The 16,611-nt window shown below is 48.2% G+C and carries 15 protein-coding genes and 1 tRNA gene; 7 read left to right on the forward strand and 9 right to left on the reverse strand.

What is annotated here, in order from left to right:
- Positions 1-16: 16 nt before the first annotated feature.
- On the reverse strand, positions 17-985 hold the full coding sequence (holA, locus tag BUQ91_RS03170) for a DNA polymerase III subunit delta (RefSeq protein WP_074208118.1): 969 nt from the start codon (positions 983-985) through the stop codon (positions 17-19).
- A gap of 3 nt (positions 986-988) precedes the next feature.
- On the reverse strand, positions 989-1,456 hold the full coding sequence (gene greA, locus BUQ91_RS03175) for a transcription elongation factor GreA (protein WP_074208119.1): 468 nt from the start codon (positions 1,454-1,456) through the stop codon (positions 989-991).
- Between the two features lie 74 nt (positions 1,457-1,530).
- Here greA and argJ point away from each other — a divergent pair, with 74 nt between their 5' ends.
- The 4 genes from argJ (at position 1,531) to BUQ91_RS03200 (ending at position 6,601) form a co-directional block, all read left to right on the forward strand.
- Positions 1,531-2,748, forward strand: a complete 1,218-nt coding sequence (gene argJ, locus BUQ91_RS03180; protein ID WP_074208120.1) for a bifunctional glutamate N-acetyltransferase/amino-acid acetyltransferase ArgJ — start codon at positions 1,531-1,533, stop codon at positions 2,746-2,748.
- A 160-nt stretch (positions 2,749-2,908) separates the two neighbouring features.
- A complete protein-coding gene (locus tag BUQ91_RS03185; RefSeq protein WP_074208121.1) occupies positions 2,909-4,105 on the forward strand; it encodes a hypothetical protein in 1,197 nt (398 codons plus the stop codon).
- An 89-nt stretch (positions 4,106-4,194) separates the two neighbouring features.
- The gene (locus BUQ91_RS03190) at positions 4,195-5,370 is read left to right on the forward strand and encodes an iron-containing alcohol dehydrogenase (protein WP_074208122.1); all 1,176 of its coding nucleotides are present in this window, start codon (positions 4,195-4,197) and stop codon (positions 5,368-5,370) included.
- Between the two features lie 403 nt (positions 5,371-5,773).
- Positions 5,774-6,601, forward strand: coding sequence for a toxin-antitoxin system YwqK family antitoxin (locus BUQ91_RS03200; RefSeq protein WP_175566593.1), 828 nt, complete (start codon positions 5,774-5,776; stop codon positions 6,599-6,601).
- Positions 6,602-6,697: 96 nt separating this feature from the next.
- On the opposite strand, the gene BUQ91_RS03205 is transcribed toward BUQ91_RS03200, so the two are convergent.
- Together BUQ91_RS03205 and BUQ91_RS03210 are read right to left on the reverse strand one after the other, a co-directional pair.
- The gene (locus BUQ91_RS03205; RefSeq protein ID WP_074208125.1) at positions 6,698-7,615 is read right to left on the reverse strand and encodes an FISUMP domain-containing protein; all 918 of its coding nucleotides are present in this window, start codon (positions 7,613-7,615) and stop codon (positions 6,698-6,700) included.
- 9 nt (positions 7,616-7,624) lie between these two features.
- Complete coding sequence (locus tag BUQ91_RS03210) at positions 7,625-8,743, reverse strand: glycosyl hydrolase family 8 (protein WP_254794288.1); 1,119 nt, start codon at positions 8,741-8,743, stop codon at positions 7,625-7,627.
- A gap of 76 nt (positions 8,744-8,819) precedes the next feature.
- Here BUQ91_RS03210 and BUQ91_RS03215 point away from each other — a divergent pair, with 76 nt between their 5' ends.
- A complete protein-coding gene (locus tag BUQ91_RS03215) occupies positions 8,820-9,686 on the forward strand; it encodes an NAD(P)/FAD-dependent oxidoreductase (RefSeq protein WP_074208126.1) in 867 nt (288 codons plus the stop codon).
- A 185-nt stretch (positions 9,687-9,871) separates the two neighbouring features.
- Complete coding sequence (locus BUQ91_RS03220) at positions 9,872-10,639, forward strand: radical SAM protein (protein WP_074208127.1); 768 nt, start codon at positions 9,872-9,874, stop codon at positions 10,637-10,639.
- A gap of 594 nt (positions 10,640-11,233) precedes the next feature.
- Here BUQ91_RS03220 and BUQ91_RS03225 read toward each other — a convergent pair.
- The 4 genes from BUQ91_RS03225 to BUQ91_RS03240 form a co-directional block, all read right to left on the reverse strand.
- Positions 11,234-11,307, reverse strand: a tRNA-Pro gene (locus tag BUQ91_RS03225).
- 101 nt (positions 11,308-11,408) lie between these two features.
- Entirely contained in the window at positions 11,409-11,864 is a 456-nt protein-coding gene (locus tag BUQ91_RS03230) for a Smr/MutS family protein (protein WP_074208128.1), read from the reverse strand.
- 166 nt (positions 11,865-12,030) lie between these two features.
- Positions 12,031-12,930, reverse strand: coding sequence for an LpxL/LpxP family acyltransferase (locus BUQ91_RS03235; RefSeq protein WP_254842225.1), 900 nt, complete (start codon positions 12,928-12,930; stop codon positions 12,031-12,033).
- A 129-nt stretch (positions 12,931-13,059) separates the two neighbouring features.
- Positions 13,060-14,460, reverse strand: a complete 1,401-nt coding sequence (locus tag BUQ91_RS03240) for a UTP--glucose-1-phosphate uridylyltransferase (protein ID WP_254842226.1) — start codon at positions 14,458-14,460, stop codon at positions 13,060-13,062.
- Positions 14,461-14,507: 47 nt separating this feature from the next.
- Here BUQ91_RS03240 and BUQ91_RS03245 point away from each other — a divergent pair, with 47 nt between their 5' ends.
- A complete protein-coding gene (locus BUQ91_RS03245; protein ID WP_074208131.1) occupies positions 14,508-15,272 on the forward strand; it encodes a fibrobacter succinogenes major paralogous domain-containing protein in 765 nt (254 codons plus the stop codon).
- A gap of 100 nt (positions 15,273-15,372) precedes the next feature.
- Here the strand turns inward: BUQ91_RS03245 and BUQ91_RS03250 are convergent, their stop codons facing one another.
- Entirely contained in the window at positions 15,373-16,521 is a 1,149-nt protein-coding gene (locus tag BUQ91_RS03250; RefSeq protein ID WP_072828281.1) for an MraY family glycosyltransferase, read from the reverse strand.
- Positions 16,522-16,611 lie beyond the last annotated feature (90 nt).

The raw sequence follows: 16,611 nt of genomic DNA on the forward strand, positions 1-16,611 counted from the left end.
TGAGGGAATAAAGAACCTATCGCACGACGAGAGCGGCGAGGGCGAGTTCCTGGCTCATGCGGGTCGGGCACTTGCCACTTTTCATTTCGTAATTAAGGTCGGCGAGGCGACGGAGTACGCGGATCAGGAGTGGCTTGCGCCAACGACGGCAGCACTCTGCGGCTTGACCTTTCTTGACGAACATGTAGTAGTTCTTTCCGATTTTCTTGGCAGCCTCTTCGGGCGAAATGCCCTTGGCCGTAAGCGAGGCATAGTTCAAGAGCGAGAGCGCGTAGCTGTAAAGCGTGTTCGAAATGCGGATGGCGTCAACGCCGCTGTTCAAAAGTTCGTTCAGCTTCTGAACGTACGCTTTTGCATCTTGCATCCCGAAGAAACCTTCAATTTCGTAGGTGGGGATATCACGCTGCGAAACGACCATCGTTTTCACGAGGTCGATGGTTATCTTTTTGCAGTCGGGGGCGTAAAGCAGAATCTTTTCGACTTCTTCACTGACGAGCTTGGTGTCGTTGCCGAGCGCTTCGGCGAGGTACTGCGATGCTGCAGGCTCGATTGCCTTGTTGAAATGCGTCGGGACAACAGCCGAAATCCAGTCTGCCATTTCGTATTGCTTCGGCACGTCGTACTTTTCGACTTTGCAGACCTTCGAAAGCGCCTTGTAAAGTTCGCTACTGGCGAGGAGCGTTTCGAAGTCAAAGAGCACTTTGCCGCTTGCCGCATGGGGGAGCCATTTGGCGATTGCTTTGCAATCGTCGGCCTTCATGGCTTCTGCCTTACGCACGACGATGACCTGTTCCGGCGAGAACATCGACACGGAATCGCACGCTTCGATGATGACATCGGAGATGGAGGCGATGTTTGTATCGGTGGCGTAAAGCACCTGCTTGGCCATCGGATCAGAGATCCGGTCGCCAAGAGTTTCGGACAGGAATTTATCGATTCGCTTGTCCTTGCTGAACTGGTCTTTGCCGATGAGCGTTACGAACATGGTTTACTTGAAATCGATGATTTCGAACTGGTTCTTGCCCTTCGGGGTCACAACTTCGACGACATCGCCGCGCTTTTTGCCCATGAGGGCTGCGCCAATCGGGCTCTTGAAGCTGATTTTGCCATTGAGGGCATCGGCTTCTTCTGGAGAGACGAGCTGATAGACGATATCACGCTTGGTCTTCAAGTTCTTGGCGGTAACGGTTGCGCCGAACTTGATGGTATCGGAATTCGTATCAAAAGCAATCACCTGGGCACGGGCGAGCTGGTCCTGAAGCTTCGGCATTTCGATGTTGTCGATAGCGGCGAGGCGCTCCTTGGCGGCATGATATTCTGCGTTTTCACTCAAATCGCCTTGTGCACGGGCATCAACTAATTCTTGAAGTACGCGGGGACGTTCAACATTTTTTAAATTTTCAAGGTCCTTAACGAGCTTGTCGTAAGCCTCTTGTGTAAACATGATCTTTTCCATGCTCTACAAGGTAAAAATTTTAACGGGCGTTGCGAGCCCAGAATCGCAAAGAAAGCTTCTTTTTAGGAGATACTATGTACACTGTGTTGGAAAAAGGCGGCGTTTGCTCCCCCAAGGGCTTTACCGCATCTGGAATTTGCGCCGGAATCAAGGCCAGCGGCAATGCCGATATGGCTCTTCTCAAGAGCGAAAAGGCTGCCCGCTGCTTCGCCGTTTTTACCACCAATAAGGTGAAGGCCGCTCCGGTCCTTTATGACAAGGCCGCTTTGGAACATGCCCATTTTGCATCTGCTGTGATCGTGAACAGCGGTAACGCTAACGCTTGCACGGGCGAAAAGGGTTATGCCGATGCTGAACGCATGGCTGTGCTTACCGAAGAAGCTCTCAAGCTCACGCCGAAGAGCGTGCTTGTTTGCAGCACGGGCGTGATTGGCCACTTGATGCCGATGGACAAGATCGAAGCCGGTATCCCGAAGCTCGTGGAAAAGCTCCATGCTGATGCATCCGAAGAATTTGGAAAAGCAATCCTCACGACCGACCTTGCCCTCAAATCCCACGCCGTGGAAATCAAGACCGAAAAGGGTGTTGTGACAATCGGTGGCGCTTGCAAGGGTTCTGGCATGATCCACCCGAACATGGCTACGATGCTCGCTTTCATCACGACTGACCTTGCTTTGCCGATTGACTTCTTTGCTGAATTCCGTGCCAACATTGCAGACTCCTTCAACGCAATTACGGTTGATGGTGACACCAGCACGAACGACACTTGCATCATGCTCGCTAACGGCATGAGCGGCATCAAGTACGAAGACCTCTCCCTCAGCGAACAGGGCGAATTCCGTGCTGCTTTGACGCTCGTGATGCAGAGCCTCGCCAAGGATATTGTCCGCGACGGTGAAGGTGCAACGAAGCTCATCGAACTCCGCATTGAAAAGGCTGAAAGCCACGAAGAAGCTCTCCGCATGGCTCGCTTCATTGGTACGTCGAACCTCGCCAAGTGCGCTATGTTCGGTGAAGACCCGAACTGGGGTCGTATCCTTAGCAGTGCTGGTTCTAGCGGCTGCAACATGGTCGCAGAACACACGGACCTCTACTTCGGTGAAGTGAAGGTTCTCGAAGGTGGCCGTCCGGTACAGCTGGATGAAAAGCAGACGGCTGCACTACATGCCGTGGTTCGTCAGCGTGAATACAAAGTAACGCTCGTGTTGAACATCGGCCAGGCTTCTGCAAGCGCATTCACTTGCGACTTGAGCTACGGCTATGTGAAAATCAACGCCGAATATACCACGTAATTAGTTACTAGTTAATAGTTACTAGTTAATAGAGTTGTCATTCCCGACTTGATCGGGAATCTCCTTTTTTAGAACTTCTCGGATATGCTCCGGGAAGTTTTTTGTTTTATATTTAATGTATATGGTTAGGAACGTGTTTCTTGTAATTCTTTGTTTTTGCATGTTTGTTCTTGCTCAGGGGGCTGATTATGAGCAGGACGTTTTTTTAAGTGTTAAAATTGATCCTGTCGATATGTTTGATGAATGGAAGGCTCGTGACAATCTTTTGCATGCTTTGAAAGAAGGTGATGTTGCTAAAGCTGATGCGGCCCTTGAATTTTTGTCTCAAGCAAAGGTTCCGGAATCGGCAATTGATAGCCTTGAACTTCTTCAAGTCAATTTTATATTGGGACGTTATGACTTGGCTGTACCGCAGTTTGCGAATATGCTTAAGAAGGCTGGGAAACGTGTCCGCTATTCTTTTGCCGATGATGATTTGAAGACCTACTTGAAAAAGGAAACTCGTTTTGCGGCTCATTATAACGATCGTCCTGGAGACCGAGATCATCGGCAACGAGTAGATAAGGCTGAATCCTATTTGAAAAGTGCGATGCAGGCCGATATAAAACAGGAATACAAAGACCTCGCACAGATCCTTATAGAAACGCTTCCTTTTTGGATGATTTATGATAAGGATTACTTTACGTATTCTTGGGATCATTCTTTAAAAGGATATGGAATCTCCAAGGATGTTGATTTAGCGAATGTGATAAAAGTTCGTGCAAGTTCATACAGGGATTATCGTGGCGTAGACGTAGATACGACTAGGATTGAACGTGCTTTGGAAAAAATGAATGAGTTCTGTGAAAAGTATCCGGATTCAGAATATTTTAGTTGGATAAAAAAGAATGTTAAGGATTTTGATGAGTACTTGAAAGGCTATAAAAAATTCAGAAATTATCATGAGGAAAAGTTATATACAGGTGGCCTTGGTTTTGAAGTCTTTGGTGATGCGCTGAATTGGACCTTTATGTTAGGTGTTCCGATACAGTATTCTAGATACATCATTACCCCGTATTATTACAGAAATAAGGATTTGAGAGGTGGGTTCGTTTCTATGGGGTATGATGCTTATGAAAACAAACGATTTAAATTTCAGCCGTATTTTAGTCTAGGAACTTCGATTGGGCCGGGCGTTCAGGCTGATTATCGTTTTTGGTTGGAATCTGCTCCTGATTCAAAATTTCATATAGCGAGTTATTTGTCATTGAAACTTCGGTATATGTTGGGCTATACGTTTGACTATAGAAACGATAGCCGTAAGGATTGGGTCTTGTACAACTTTATTTTTGTGGGTTTAGGTTTCCACTTCTGGTAAGGTGGTTCTTGCTGTGAACGGCTTTTTTGAGAAAATCCTGCTTATGGCGGGATTTTCTTGTATTTTTATTCGAAACACAAGGATGGAATATGGATAATTTCAATTTTTATAGCCCCACGGAATTTGTATTTGGTAAAGACCGCGAAAACGAATGCGGTGAACTCGTTAAGAAGTATGGCGGCACGAAGGTGCTGATTCATTACGGTGGGGGCTCTGCGGTGCGTTCCGGTTTAATTGACCGCGTTAAGGCGTCGCTCAATGCTGCGGGCGTTTCATTTGTGGAGCTCGGTGGCGTGAAGCCGAATCCGCGTGATACCTTGATTTACAAGGGCATCGAAATGGTGCGTGCAAACGATGTTGATTTCATCCTTGCTGTGGGCGGTGGCTCCGTCATTGATAGCTCGAAGGGCATTGCCGTAGGAGCTCTTTACGATGGCGATTTTTGGGACTTTTATGCGAAAAAGTTGCCGGTCACGAAGGCTCTCCCGATTGGCGTGGTGCAGACGATTGCTGCCGCCGGTTCCGAAGGCAGTGGCGATTCCGTCGTGACCAAGGAAGAGGGAATGCTTAAGCGTGATATCGGTGCTGATGTGATTCGCCCGAGATTTGCGGTGCAGAATCCGGCTTTGCTCTGCACGTTGCCTGCTTACCAGACGGCTTGCGGCATTACCGACATCATGGCTCATGTGTTTGAACGCTACTTCACGAATACTTTGGAAGTCGAGACGACAGACCGCCTTTGCGAAGCGTTGCTCATCACGATGCTTAAGGAAGGCCCGCGCGCCATGGCCGAACCCGACAATTACGAGGTTCGTGCGAACATCATGTGGGCGGGTACGGTAGCCCACAATGGCCTTGTGGGCTGCGGGCGCAGTCAAGATTGGAATAGCCACGCGATTGAACATGAACTCTCGGGACTCTATGACTGCGCCCATGGCGCGGGGCTAGCAGTTATTATGCCGGCGTGGATGGAGTACGTGGTTGACCATAACGTGATGCGTTTTGCGCAAATGGCAACACGTGTATTTGGCTGCCAGATGAATTTTGAAAATCCGAAAGCGACTGCGCTCGAAGGCATTAAGGCATTCCGTCGATTCTTGCATTCCATCGGCATGCCGATTAACTTTGCCGAACTTGGCGCAAAAGAAGAAGATATCCCGACGCTTGTCGAAAAGCTGAATCCAGGTGATGGCTGGGGCTTTGTGCCGCTCAAGGCAAAGGACGTGACTGCTATTTATACGATTGCTGCTCACGCTACATTATAGTTTTTCGATCCGATAAACTCCAGATAAGCTCTAAAATCAGAAAATGTGCTACTAAATGACGAAAAATCGTAATTTAGTAGCATGATTTTTAGATAAACTAATTTAAAATAGCCGAAATATGAGTTTGTCTGTTTGTTTTATGCTTCCAAAAATGTGAAATCAGCTAATTTAGTAGCATGAAAAATGGACTTATAGTCAAATTTTATTTGGATAAAGTAAAAATGCTACTAAAACGAGAAAAATCTGATTTTAGTAGCATGAAATTGAAAAAAATAGCATCATGAACAGTTTGCTCTTGTTCTTGTGCTGCTTATTTTGCTCTTTTTTGCAATCTGTTCTAGGATAGTTTATATTTAGGACAAGTATGATATCTAGAACGTTTGTAAAGTTATTTGCTTTTTTGTTGGGTGCATTTTCGCTTTCGTACTCTTGCGATGGCCGCTCTGCGTGCGAAGGCGGTTGTGCCATTTTCCTCAATGTCCTCGATTTGAGAAATAATCCGCAGATGGAGGAATTGTTTGCTTCCATTGACGATTCCCTATATGCGAGAAAAATCAATAACGGGTTTCAAAAGTTAGAACTGGCTGGGTTGTGCGGGTGCGATCCCGGTGGAATTTTTCTGGAGTCCCGTCATAAGGATTTGATGGATTCCGGTTGGGCCCTAAACTGGTGCGGAAATCCTGATTCTATTGTTATTTTCAACGATTATAGTGAGGGAATGTATAAATCTGTGGTGCGGAGTAATTCGGTCTTGTCGCATAATATAAGCGCGCTGAAAAAGTTCATCAAGGATAACGGTTGCCCTGCTGATTCCGTCTATGAAATTTTGCCGGACGATTTGAAAACTGAAAATGCGAAAAAAGGTATTTATGTTACCGATTTGAATATTCGTGATAGAGATATTGTTGTTCCCGCTTACGTACAGGTCTTGAAATCGTATCATTCAAACGGTAAACTTGCGAATAAAATTCATTTTAAGAAAGGTAAACGTGATGGTGCCGATATTTGGTATTATCCAATTGGAAAGAAATTTAAGGTGACGAACTATAAAGATGGTTTGCGTCATGGAAATGAAATACAATACGATGAGTTCGGTCGCAAAAAATACGAGGAACCCTATAGGAATGGGAATTTACACGGCATAAAAAAGTATTACGATGAAAAAGGGCGAATTCGGACTAAACAGAAATATGAGGATGGAGAGGAAATATCTTTGGAGAGGATAAAATAAAAACTCCTCGGATGTGAGGAGCTTTGCGTTGTATGAATTGTTACTGGATCCTTCGAGTTCGCCTAACGGCTTCGCTCAGGATGACACGTTGACAAACTAGTTTTTCAAGCAGCGGAGACTTGCGCCGAATTCAGGATTGAACTTCTCGAACTTGGCGATATCCTTGTCGTGGAAGAACACGAGAACTTCGCCTTCGCTTGTCCAGAAGTATGCCTTCTTGCCGGCTTCGTCAAACTTGCGATCCTTTATAGGTACGTCGCTCTTGGCAAAATGAGCACCGCCTGCCTTGGCACCGAATCCGAGTTCATCTTTACCGTTTCCGAAAATCGGAGATTCCGGCTTGATGGGATCCCAGCCGTAGCCTGCCTTGAGAGCGACTCCTGGCTTTTTGCCTGCTACCTTCAGCAGCTTTAACCATTCAGCCTTGCTCGGCATGTGGAATCCTTCGAGACATGCTTTTTGAGCGTTCTGAAAATCATAGAGACGTCCCCAGTGATTGCATTGCGCACAAATTGCACCGGATGCCGTGGCGAAGTTCATGTTCTCTGCTGTCCAAAGTTGGTCGCCAATGACAATCCATTCGTAGGAGATTCCATCGCGCGGATCCTTATAGCTGCCGCTTGTGGCGGGGGAGCCGTCTTCATTGTAAGTCTCGCCGAATGAAATTTGTTTATTTTGCTTGTATTCGGACTTGGAGGCTACTTTCCCGTTCTTGTGGTAGCGGATAACGGTTCCTTCGATGTAACCGTTTGCGTATGGAAGTTCCGTCTGGAGAGTGCCGTCCTTGTAGTATTCCTTGGTGACTCCTTCGCGGCGGTCATTTACGTAGTTGGATTCTCGCTTGAGTGTTCCATCGTCGTAGTATTCTTTTTCGAGGCCTTCCTTCTTGTCGTTCACGTAGGTGGCTTCGAATCGCGTGTTCCCGTTCGGGTATTTTTCAATACGAACGTCGTCGCAGGCGGTGAACGCTATCGAACTTGCAGCGATGAAGAGAATGAATGGTAGGTGTTTCATGCGTACTCCTTATAGTGTGATTTTTCCCGCCGTAGCGAGAAGCCCAATCATGTATAACATCCCATCATAATAGCGCCAAAAACGGTAGGGCACAGAGAGCGCGGCCAGTCGTCTTACGAATGGCGTGATGCGCGGGTCATCAAATGGTAATACTTGCGTTGCTGCTGCATTCATGGCGATTAGGCCTGGTGTCGCATTTCGTCCTTGGTGCGGGTAAGGCCCTCCGTCGACAGCGTAGTCCGAAAGGTACGGATTGCAGTTCTGGAAGAAATGCAAAATGCGTTCGCAAATTTCTTTTTCGCTTTCGTGCCCACGGAAAATGGAATAGTCCAGACTTAAGTTGAGGGCAACGCGCCAAGCATCACCGCTAAAGTTGTTGCTTTCGGGGAACCAGGGCATCGCTTTAGGGGTTCCGTCGTATTCGGCGTAATCTGGGCAAAGTCCTGTGGTGGGGTGTGCTGCCTTTTGCAAAAATTCAATGCTTGCCTGTGCGACTTCGAGCCAAGATTCATCGCCTGTTGCTTCGGCAAACATGCGGTAGAACGCCATCGTGTGGTAGCTCGGGTCGGTAAAGTCGTTTCCGAGAACGGGAGAAAACTTGATTATTTTTCGTTCGGGATCGATAATTGGGCCGACGAGCTCGTTGACCGGTTTGTACTTGATGTCGGTGATGAGCTCTTTGGCGTCGTTGAGTAGATCTTCGCGATTAAAGCGCTTTGCGGCAATAAGGAGTGCTGCTGCAAAATATTCTTCGCTATCTGGAGCTGCACCGGGGTCCATCATGGAAAAGTCGGTCGTGTTGACCTGCCATGAAAAATATCCTTTGTGCGGACCATCGTTGTTACGGACAAATCTCTTTGAAAAGTTCCAAAGTTTGTCGAACGTGGATTCGTGGTCTGTCAGTGCCGCGATGAACATGCCGTAGCTCATGCCTTCCGAGCGGATGTCATCGTGTCCGATGTCGATGATGTATGCCATGTCGTCGGAAGCTTCAAAATAGATTCGCTCGTCTATCGGGTCGCCCTCAAATAGCTTGCTATAGGCATTCTGAATAAGCTGGTCCGCGAAATTGGGACCATATCCGGCTTCGACAAATAAATCACGCGTAGGGTAGCGTTGCAACATCATTCTCAGTTCCAAAAAATTCTAAATCAGTTATATATTTTAAAATAAATAAATTCGTATCTTAATTGTGGAGGTACACATGGCAGATATATTGATTTTGGGTTATGGTCCGGCTGGAATTTCGGCGGCTCTTTATGGTCTTCGCGCTGGCCTTCAGGTTCAACTGGTTGGAAAGGATGTGGGCGCTCTTGCAAAGGCTCATAAAATTGAAAATTATTTTGGTTTGGAAAAATCTCTGACGGGTGAAGAACTTGCCGAAGTTGGCAAAAAGCAGGCTGTTGCGCTTGGAGCCGAAATTGTGAATGATGAGGTGACCGACCTCATGTTTGATGGCTTTGGATTTGTGGCTACGGGCTTGAACGGGACGTATCGTGGCAAGGTTTGCGTGATGGCTACGGGTGCTGCCCGCAAAAAGACTCCGATTCCGGGTATGGCTGAAATGGAAGGTCACGGTGTCAGCTATTGCGCTGTGTGCGATGCGTTCTTTTATCGTAAAAAAGATGTGGCTGTGCTTGGCTCGGGCGAGTATGCTTTGCACGAAGCGACTGAACTTTTGTCTGTAGTCAACAGCGTGACGCTTTTGACGAATGGTGCTGAACTTACGGCAACGTTCCCCGAAAGTGTGAAGATTGAAACCCGCAAGATTTCTAGTCTCAAGGGCGCTGGACAATTTGAAGGCGTAAAGTTTGATGATGGCCTTGAAGCTGATTTTGACGGTATGTTCGTGGCCATGGGCAGTGCTAATGCAACGGATCTAGCTTTGAAGGCTGGCGCTGCGTTCGATGCCGGAAAGCTCGTGCTCGATAAGGATTTCCAGACAACAGTTCCGGGACTCTTTGCTGCGGGTGACTGCACGGGTGGCACGCTCCAGGTGGCTGTAGCCGTTGGCGAAGGTGCGATTGCGGGCCTTGCTGCAATTAAATATTTGAGAGAACATAGAGAATAGTTAGTGTGCGGAAAATGCGCCGCGTTACTTTACTCACAAATCCTGACGTTTGCAATTTGCATTGTCCGCTGTGTTTTTTGAACCAGCGGGCTTTGCTTAATTGTGACGCGCGGAGTGCTGAGAATGGTAACGGAGGGCGATCTTTTAATTGTAATAAGGAACGCCGCGCGTTTGGCCTAGGCGAGATGACTTTCGAGATTGCTCAGGCATCGATAGAAAAGTATGCCGCAGAACGTGATGCTTCAGGAAAGCGCTTGCTGCGAGAAGTAATCCCTTCGACGATGGGGGAACCTCTACTTTATTCGCATTTTGACGAACTGCTAGAGTTGTGTAGGGCGCTTGAGATTCCGCTGAACCTCACGACGAATGGGACTTTCCCTGGAAAGTGGGGAAGTGACGCTGCGATGGAATTGCTGTTGCGTTCGTGCAGCGACATCAAGGTAAGCTATTTGGCGTCGGAACAGTTCGATGGTTGGAAAGCGAACGTTGAAAAGCTGGTGAAAGTGCGCGATGGACTGCGAGAAAATACGAGATGCGCGACGGTCTCGTTGCAAGTGACTCTGCACAAGAAGAATTTGCAGGACGTGCCGGAGTTGGTGTCGTGGGCTTCTGCGATTGGAATTGACCGAATCAAGTGGAATAAAGTGGTGGTTTTGAGTACCGCTTCGCAAGAACTCCGTGAAATGTATATGCCAGACGATGCGTTGCTGGAATCGTTGCGTAAAGAGTTACGGTCAGGTGCGCTTTCGGCTTCGAATGTGAAGCATGAGGGGAGTCTTTTTTTTAATAATAGCGCAGACATTTGTGCTGTTGGCGGCAAGTGCGAATCATGTCCGTTTGCAGATGAAGTGTGGGTTTGGCCTGATGGCCATGAGGACCATTGCCCAAATCCGGAACGGAGATATGTCATTCCCGGCTTGACCGGGAATCTCCCTCTTGGTAATGAGATGTAGGAATAGCGAGATAAGACAAAACCCTCACTTTGTTTCGCATTTTGCCCTTCGGGTTTTGGCTTGCGCCAAAATCTCAAATTTGTTCATTGTTCACTTCGTTCACGGAACAAATTTGTCGAACTCACTTCGTGAGTTCTTCATCTCGCAGAATTTCAGATATAAAAAGAAAACCACCCTTGTGGGTAGTTCTCTTTTTATCGGAATAGCGAGATAAGATAAAATCCTCACTTGCGTTTCGGATTTTACCCTTCGGGTTACGCCTTGCGGCGTAATCTCTAAATCGCCCGTAGTTCGCTTCGCTCTCTGGGCGATTTAGTCGAACTCACTTCGTGAGTTCTCATTAGCGTATTTCAAATATAAAAAGAAAACCACCCTAGCGGGTGGTTTTTCTTTTTATCGGAATAGCGAGATAAGACAAAACCCTCACTTCGTTTCGCATTTTGCCCTTCGGGTTACGCCTTGCGGCGTAATCTCTAAATCGCCTGTAGTTCGCTTCGCTCTCGGGGCGATTTAGTCGAACTCACTTCGTGAGTTCTCATTAGCGTATTTCAGATATAAAAAGAAAACCACCCTAGCGGGTGGTTTTTCTTTTTATCGGAATAGCGAGATTCGAACTCACGACCTCTTGCTCCCGAAGCAAGCGCTCTACCAGGCTGAGCTATATTCCGTTTTGTTTTTGTCTTGGCGATTCGTCGTTGACGCGCACAATTATAGTTAATTTCGATTGAGTTTTAAAGGGGTGAGTGCGAAAAAAGTGAAATTTTTTTGATTATTTCTTCTTTTTTGCAGGTTGTGGGTGGGGCTTGCCGATTTTCATAATGCTGGAGCCCGCGTTGTCGGGTTCAACTTTGTAAAATACAACGCGATTTTTCCATTCAGAGCGCACTTTACGGTCTATGATGCGCTTGACGTTGCCGTATTCCGGATTGCCGCCCCCGTGAATCACGCGCAGAACGCTCAGGCCTGCGATGAGGAGGTCGTCGATGCGACGTTCAACGGCTTCGGCTGCTTCTTCGGAGGTAAGTCCATGAAGGTCAATTTCGTCTTCGGGGTTCGGGAGTTCCCAAGCTGCAGGATTGCGGCGCATTTTCTTGCCGCGTGTGGCTCGCTGCGGTCTAGATTCGGCTTCTGTTTCGGCCTGAATTTCGGCAAGTTCGTCCTTGTCTTGCATGGGGTGGTTCTTGATCCACTCTAATTGGAATTCTTCTTCGGCGTTTAAAGGCATTGTAAATCTCTTTTTGTGCTAAATATAAAAAAGCTTCATGCAAACTGTGTAAGGCGATCCCGTCCCCATTCGCGGATCATGACTACTAAGCAGCAAAGCTGCAAGTAGTCAAAGAGAACGGAGTCCGGGATGACAGATCGGGGTGACATTGCGTTTGGCATTGTTTTTAGAGTGTTGCTGTGAAATTCCCGTGGTAATTCCAGCTCCATTGTTCGGGGTGCTCGGCAATCCATGTTTCGACTTCGCGTGCGATTCCCGTGACGAGCGCGCTTTCTGATGGCGCGGCATTTTCTGCAATCCCGATGTTTTCATCATACTTTGGCGGGTAGTAGCTTTCAAAGCGGATTACGATGCGCTTCTTTTCGCTCCATGTGCGGAATGTGACGATTCCTGCTCCCATTTCGTTTATTTTTTGCGGGAGGCGCAAATAGAGCGTGCTGGGGCGGCCGAATAACGAGACCGTGTTCCCTTTGGTGTGCTTGCCTTGGTCGATGACCATCGCGAGAATTCCTTTTGTGTGGAATAGCTCGCGGATAAGGCGTCCTGTTTCGTCGGGATGGTATTCGGTCAAGTGCGGATCGCTGCGGAGTTCTTTGAGGACTTCGCGAAATGCTGGGTCGCCGACGGAATCTGTGATGAGGTGAACGTGTTTGCTGTAGCGGCAAAGTGCGCGGTGCATCAGTTCGAATGCACCTTGGTGGATGCTGATACCTGCGATGGGGGCGTTTTGTTTGGCGCAATCTGCGATGGCGTTGCGGATGATATGCTCGTTCTCGTACACGATTCGGTTTTCAATGCTTTTGAAACGTGCGAGTCCGCGGTAGGATTCTAGTGCATTCCAGAAGATGCCTCGGAATGTGTCGCGTGCATTTATCTTTGCAATCGCATTGGGGGGCGGGCTTTTTTTATTGTGCGGCATCTTGTTTGTGTTGTTGCTTTCTCTTGCCTCGTATTCCTTTGCGGCTGCCAAGTGCTTTTCAACGCGCCCGTAGGCGCGCTTCTTGTGCAATGCTTTGTAGACGGGGAATGTAATCGCAAAAAGTGCCGAATAGAATATGTTCGGCAACCATAATAAGTCGTATAGAAAAGTTTTATATAAAGTTTTTCTCACTAATGTCATGCCCGATTTAGTCGGGCATCTCCTTTGCAGAAATGGAGATTCCCGCTTTCGCGGGAATGACAGGCTGACGCCTGGTTATTCTTCTTCAAATTCCAGGATGTTTCTGCCGAGTTCGCGGTCAAAGACGCTCTGCTTGAGGCCTTCGCCTGCGTAGCTAATGGTCGGCGAAATCTCGTACAACTTCTTTTCGTCGATTTTCACATGTGCCTTGCGGAGCCAATCACGGTGGAGCTTGCCAATCATGATGCGGGCTGTCTTCGGAGAATCGTTTCCTTCGGCATTCTTGACGGGGCTGAATTCTTCTTCGCGCACAACGCCGAACGGGAGCATAGAACCGAGCTGCGGGAATGCATCAAAGAGGAATTGTTCGAACTTGAAGCACTTTTCGATGCCACAAACGGTTTTGCGGGCGGTGTGCCACGGGAGTTTACTCGTCTGCAACTTGCGAAGTCCGCTGATTTTAAACAAGTGAATAGCGATGTTGCCGCCATCGAACGTGAGACTGCCATCTGTATTCGTCATGTCGCGGTAGTTTTCTGGAAGGTCGCTGTATTCGACAACGCCCGGCTTCTTGTTCTGGAATGCAAAAATGCCGACTTTTTCGTTCGGGCCAGCTTTGTGCACAACCTTCGAGGCGCTGAGAATGGTGCCTTTTTCGGCGAGTGCGCCAATGAATGCCGGGTCGCAAATGCGGCAGAGGGCGTTATCGACGCTGTAGAGGAATACGTATTGCACGCCACGTTCCACAAGCCAAGCGAGAGTCCCGCTCTGGGCAAGTGCGCGGAAACAACCGCCGTTTCCATCAGGCACGAGTGCCAAATGGTCTTCCCCGTCGCGGACAGCCTTGCCGTCAGCGGTGAGGGCACAAATCGTTCCTTGCTGGAAGAATCGGATGTCTTCGCGGTTCAGGCCAAAGAAATTGTTTTCGCTGAAAAAGTTGACGGTCGCTTCGTGGTTGAGCGGGCTCGTCATGATGCACCACGGAATGGCGTGGCCAACACGGGCACCCAAGTTGCGCAAACGTTCGGCCTGCAACTGGAACAAACTCTTGTGGCTCGGAAGGCCAATGTCGAACATGCCCTTCGGACCATCGAAACCGAGGCGGGAGCCTTGTCCGCCGGCAACGAGGAATGCTGCTACTTTGCCCTTGCTCAAAAGAATTTCGCCGGTCTCTTTCCAGAAATCGTAACGGAGATCGTCTGTTGCGAGTTTCCACGGCATTGGAGTGAGGTCTGCAGAAACGTTGTCACTCAAATTTGCGGTTGATTTTTCGGCATGCAAGGCTTTCAATTCTTGCCAATCCTGGCTTATAATATCGCGTTCGAGATTGGCACGGGCTTCACCCGTCAATGTTTCAAGATGGGCCGCTAATTCTTGCTGACCCGCTGCATTCAAAGTTTCGATGATATTCATGCGGTGAAATATAGAATGTTGCTTGGACTTATTATGATGGCTTGTCGTTTTTTGAATCCGCATACAGATACTTTTTATGCTAAATTTTATATGTAAAAAAGGAGAATTCCGTGAAAAAAATAATTGGTCTTTGTGCATCGCTTGTTTCTTTCATGAACTTGACCGCCTGTGATAATGTGTTATTGGATCCTCGTGACAATCATGTGTACCGGACGGTAACCATTGGGAACCAAACTTGGATGGCTCAGAACCTGAATTACAGGTTTGTGACGCCTGAGGGAGATTCTGCTAGCTATTGCTACCATGGCATTCCTGACAGCTGCACCAAGTATGGACGTTTTTATACGCGAGACGCTGCCATGGACTTAATGGGGCTGCTTCCTGGTAATACGCCCTTCAAATGCAATGGTTCTGGTGCTTGTGGCGTGTCGGGAAGAGTTCGTGGTGTATGTCCGGAAGGCTGGCATTTACCTAGCAAGGCAGAGTGGGATACTCTGATAGCCAATGTGGGTGGACCGGAAATGGCCGCGAAAAAGCTTCGGTCTACAAGTGGATGGAATGACAATAGTAAAGAGGCTTGTGGCAACGGCACGGACGATTATTTGTTTACTGTTGTGCCTGCCGGCCTTGGGTTTATTAATCATTGGGATGATGTTTATGATGGAACGGTAAGATCCCAATATTCCACGGCTCAAGGGATGTATGCCTTCTTCTGGAGTTCAACGGATAACGATGAGGAATACAAAACGTATTTTTGGGGAGCGAGCGCGTGCGAAAAAGATAATCTTACGTCTCCGGAGTCCATTGGCGGAATGCAACAGAGTGCCTTCCGTTTCTCATTGGCATTCTCGGTCCGCTGCATAAAGGATTATTAAGACCCGAATTGTTTTCAACGCAAAAAAAATGGCCCCGACGAGTGCGGGGCTTTCTTTGTAACTATTGATTGATAACGAGTAACTGCAGCTCTGCCGCAAATTACCTTATTCCGAAGAATACGACCATGCTGAAGATGAGCGCGAAAATGCTCACCAAGTGCATGCGCCACACAATCTTGGAATTCATGAGCGGCTTACTCGGGAAGCGTCCGTCCCATTTCTTTTGGTAGTGGTGGTGGAGCGGTGCGCAAAGGAATATGCGCTTACCAGTGCCCGTTGCTTTCTTGGTAATCTTGAACCAGGTAATCTGCATCAACACGGAGCAAGCTTCGGCGATGATGATAATGCAAACGATGGGGAGGAAAAGCCCTGCTTGCACGAGAATGAACATGATGCCGATGGCGGCTCCGAAACCCACGGAACCGGCGTCACCCATGTAGATTTCTGCCGGAGGGCTGTTGAACCACAGATAAGCTAGCAATGCGCCTGCAATGGAGGTCGCCAGCGGGAAGAGTTCGTCGCAACCGGGGAGATACGGGACGCTCAGGTACTGACTGAAGATAAAGTTCCCGCTCACGTAGGCCACAAGTCCGACGAATACCATGCTTGTGAGAATGGGGACGGAAACGAGGCTGTCGAGGCCGTCCGTGAAGTTCGTTCCGTTGGCGGATGCCGCGATGACGAACGTCATGAAGGCAACGAAAATCCAGTTGGGAAGGTGAATCTGGAATACATCAATCGGGCAGAACGGAATGGTCAAATCGCCTTTGAGTTCGGGGATGAACTTGTAGCAGAAAACGGCAACGACAAAACTGAACAAAAAGTAAAGGAAGAGTCTGAGCGAACTGGAAATGCCATCGGCCTTGTCCATGTATTCGGCTGCTTTGAGCTTTCCCTGGTTCACGAGGCGCTTGGCACGGACCTTGGCCATGTCGTCAGTAGCGCCCACGGCACTGAACAATGCTAAAATGACAAGCGTTGAAATGGTGTAGCCATTCATCTGGCATACAAGCAGCGATACGATTTCTACAACAATAACGAGAAGGAGACCGCCCATGATGGGAGGGGATTTTGTCTTGCCGTCTTTATCGAAGTCGCTAGTGGCATCGAGTCTTTGCAGAAAGCGGATATACTTGGGCATAAAGAATAGCACCAAGATAATGGAGAGCATGGCGGCGGCACCCGCACGGAACAGACGACCATCGAAAAGGTCAATGTGTGTTGTTTGATAGAGCCAATGACAAAGCATTTTTTTAGAGCTTAGAACCTAGATTTTAGAACTTAGAAGTGTCATCCTGAGTGTCCCTGGCCCTGTAGGGGGACTGGGGATAGTCGAAGG

The organism is Fibrobacter sp. UWB11 (assembly GCF_900143015.1).
Lineage (GTDB): Bacteria > Fibrobacterota > Fibrobacteria > Fibrobacterales > Fibrobacteraceae > Fibrobacter.

Excerpts from the sequence above, each read along its gene's own strand:
- greA (WP_074208119.1), bottom strand. The coding sequence starts at position 1,456 with ATGGAAAAGATCATGTTTACACAAGAGGCTTACGACAAGCTCGTTAAG.
- argJ (WP_074208120.1), top strand. The coding sequence starts at position 1,531 with ATGTACACTGTGTTGGAAAAAGGCGGCGTTTGCTCCCCCAAGGGCTTT.
- BUQ91_RS03215 (WP_074208126.1), top strand. The coding sequence starts at position 8,820 with ATGGCAGATATATTGATTTTGGGTTATGGTCCGGCTGGAATTTCGGCG.
- BUQ91_RS03220 (WP_074208127.1), top strand. The coding sequence starts at position 9,872 with ATGACTTTCGAGATTGCTCAGGCATCGATAGAAAAGTATGCCGCAGAA.
- BUQ91_RS03240 (WP_254842226.1), bottom strand. The coding sequence starts at position 14,460 with ATGCGGATTCAAAAAACGACAAGCCATCATAATAAGTCCAAGCAACAT.
- BUQ91_RS03185 (WP_074208121.1), top strand. The coding sequence starts at position 2,909 with ATGTTTGTTCTTGCTCAGGGGGCTGATTATGAGCAGGACGTTTTTTTA.
- BUQ91_RS03190 (WP_074208122.1), top strand. The coding sequence starts at position 4,195 with ATGGATAATTTCAATTTTTATAGCCCCACGGAATTTGTATTTGGTAAA.
- holA (WP_074208118.1), bottom strand. The coding sequence starts at position 985 with ATGTTCGTAACGCTCATCGGCAAAGACCAGTTCAGCAAGGACAAGCGA.
- BUQ91_RS03210 (WP_254794288.1), bottom strand. The coding sequence starts at position 8,743 with ATGATGTTGCAACGCTACCCTACGCGTGATTTATTTGTCGAAGCCGGA.
- BUQ91_RS03250 (WP_072828281.1), bottom strand. The coding sequence starts at position 16,521 with ATGCTTTGTCATTGGCTCTATCAAACAACACACATTGACCTTTTCGAT.
- BUQ91_RS03205 (WP_074208125.1), bottom strand. The coding sequence starts at position 7,615 with ATGAAACACCTACCATTCATTCTCTTCATCGCTGCAAGTTCGATAGCG.
- BUQ91_RS03230 (WP_074208128.1), bottom strand. The coding sequence starts at position 11,864 with ATGCCTTTAAACGCCGAAGAAGAATTCCAATTAGAGTGGATCAAGAAC.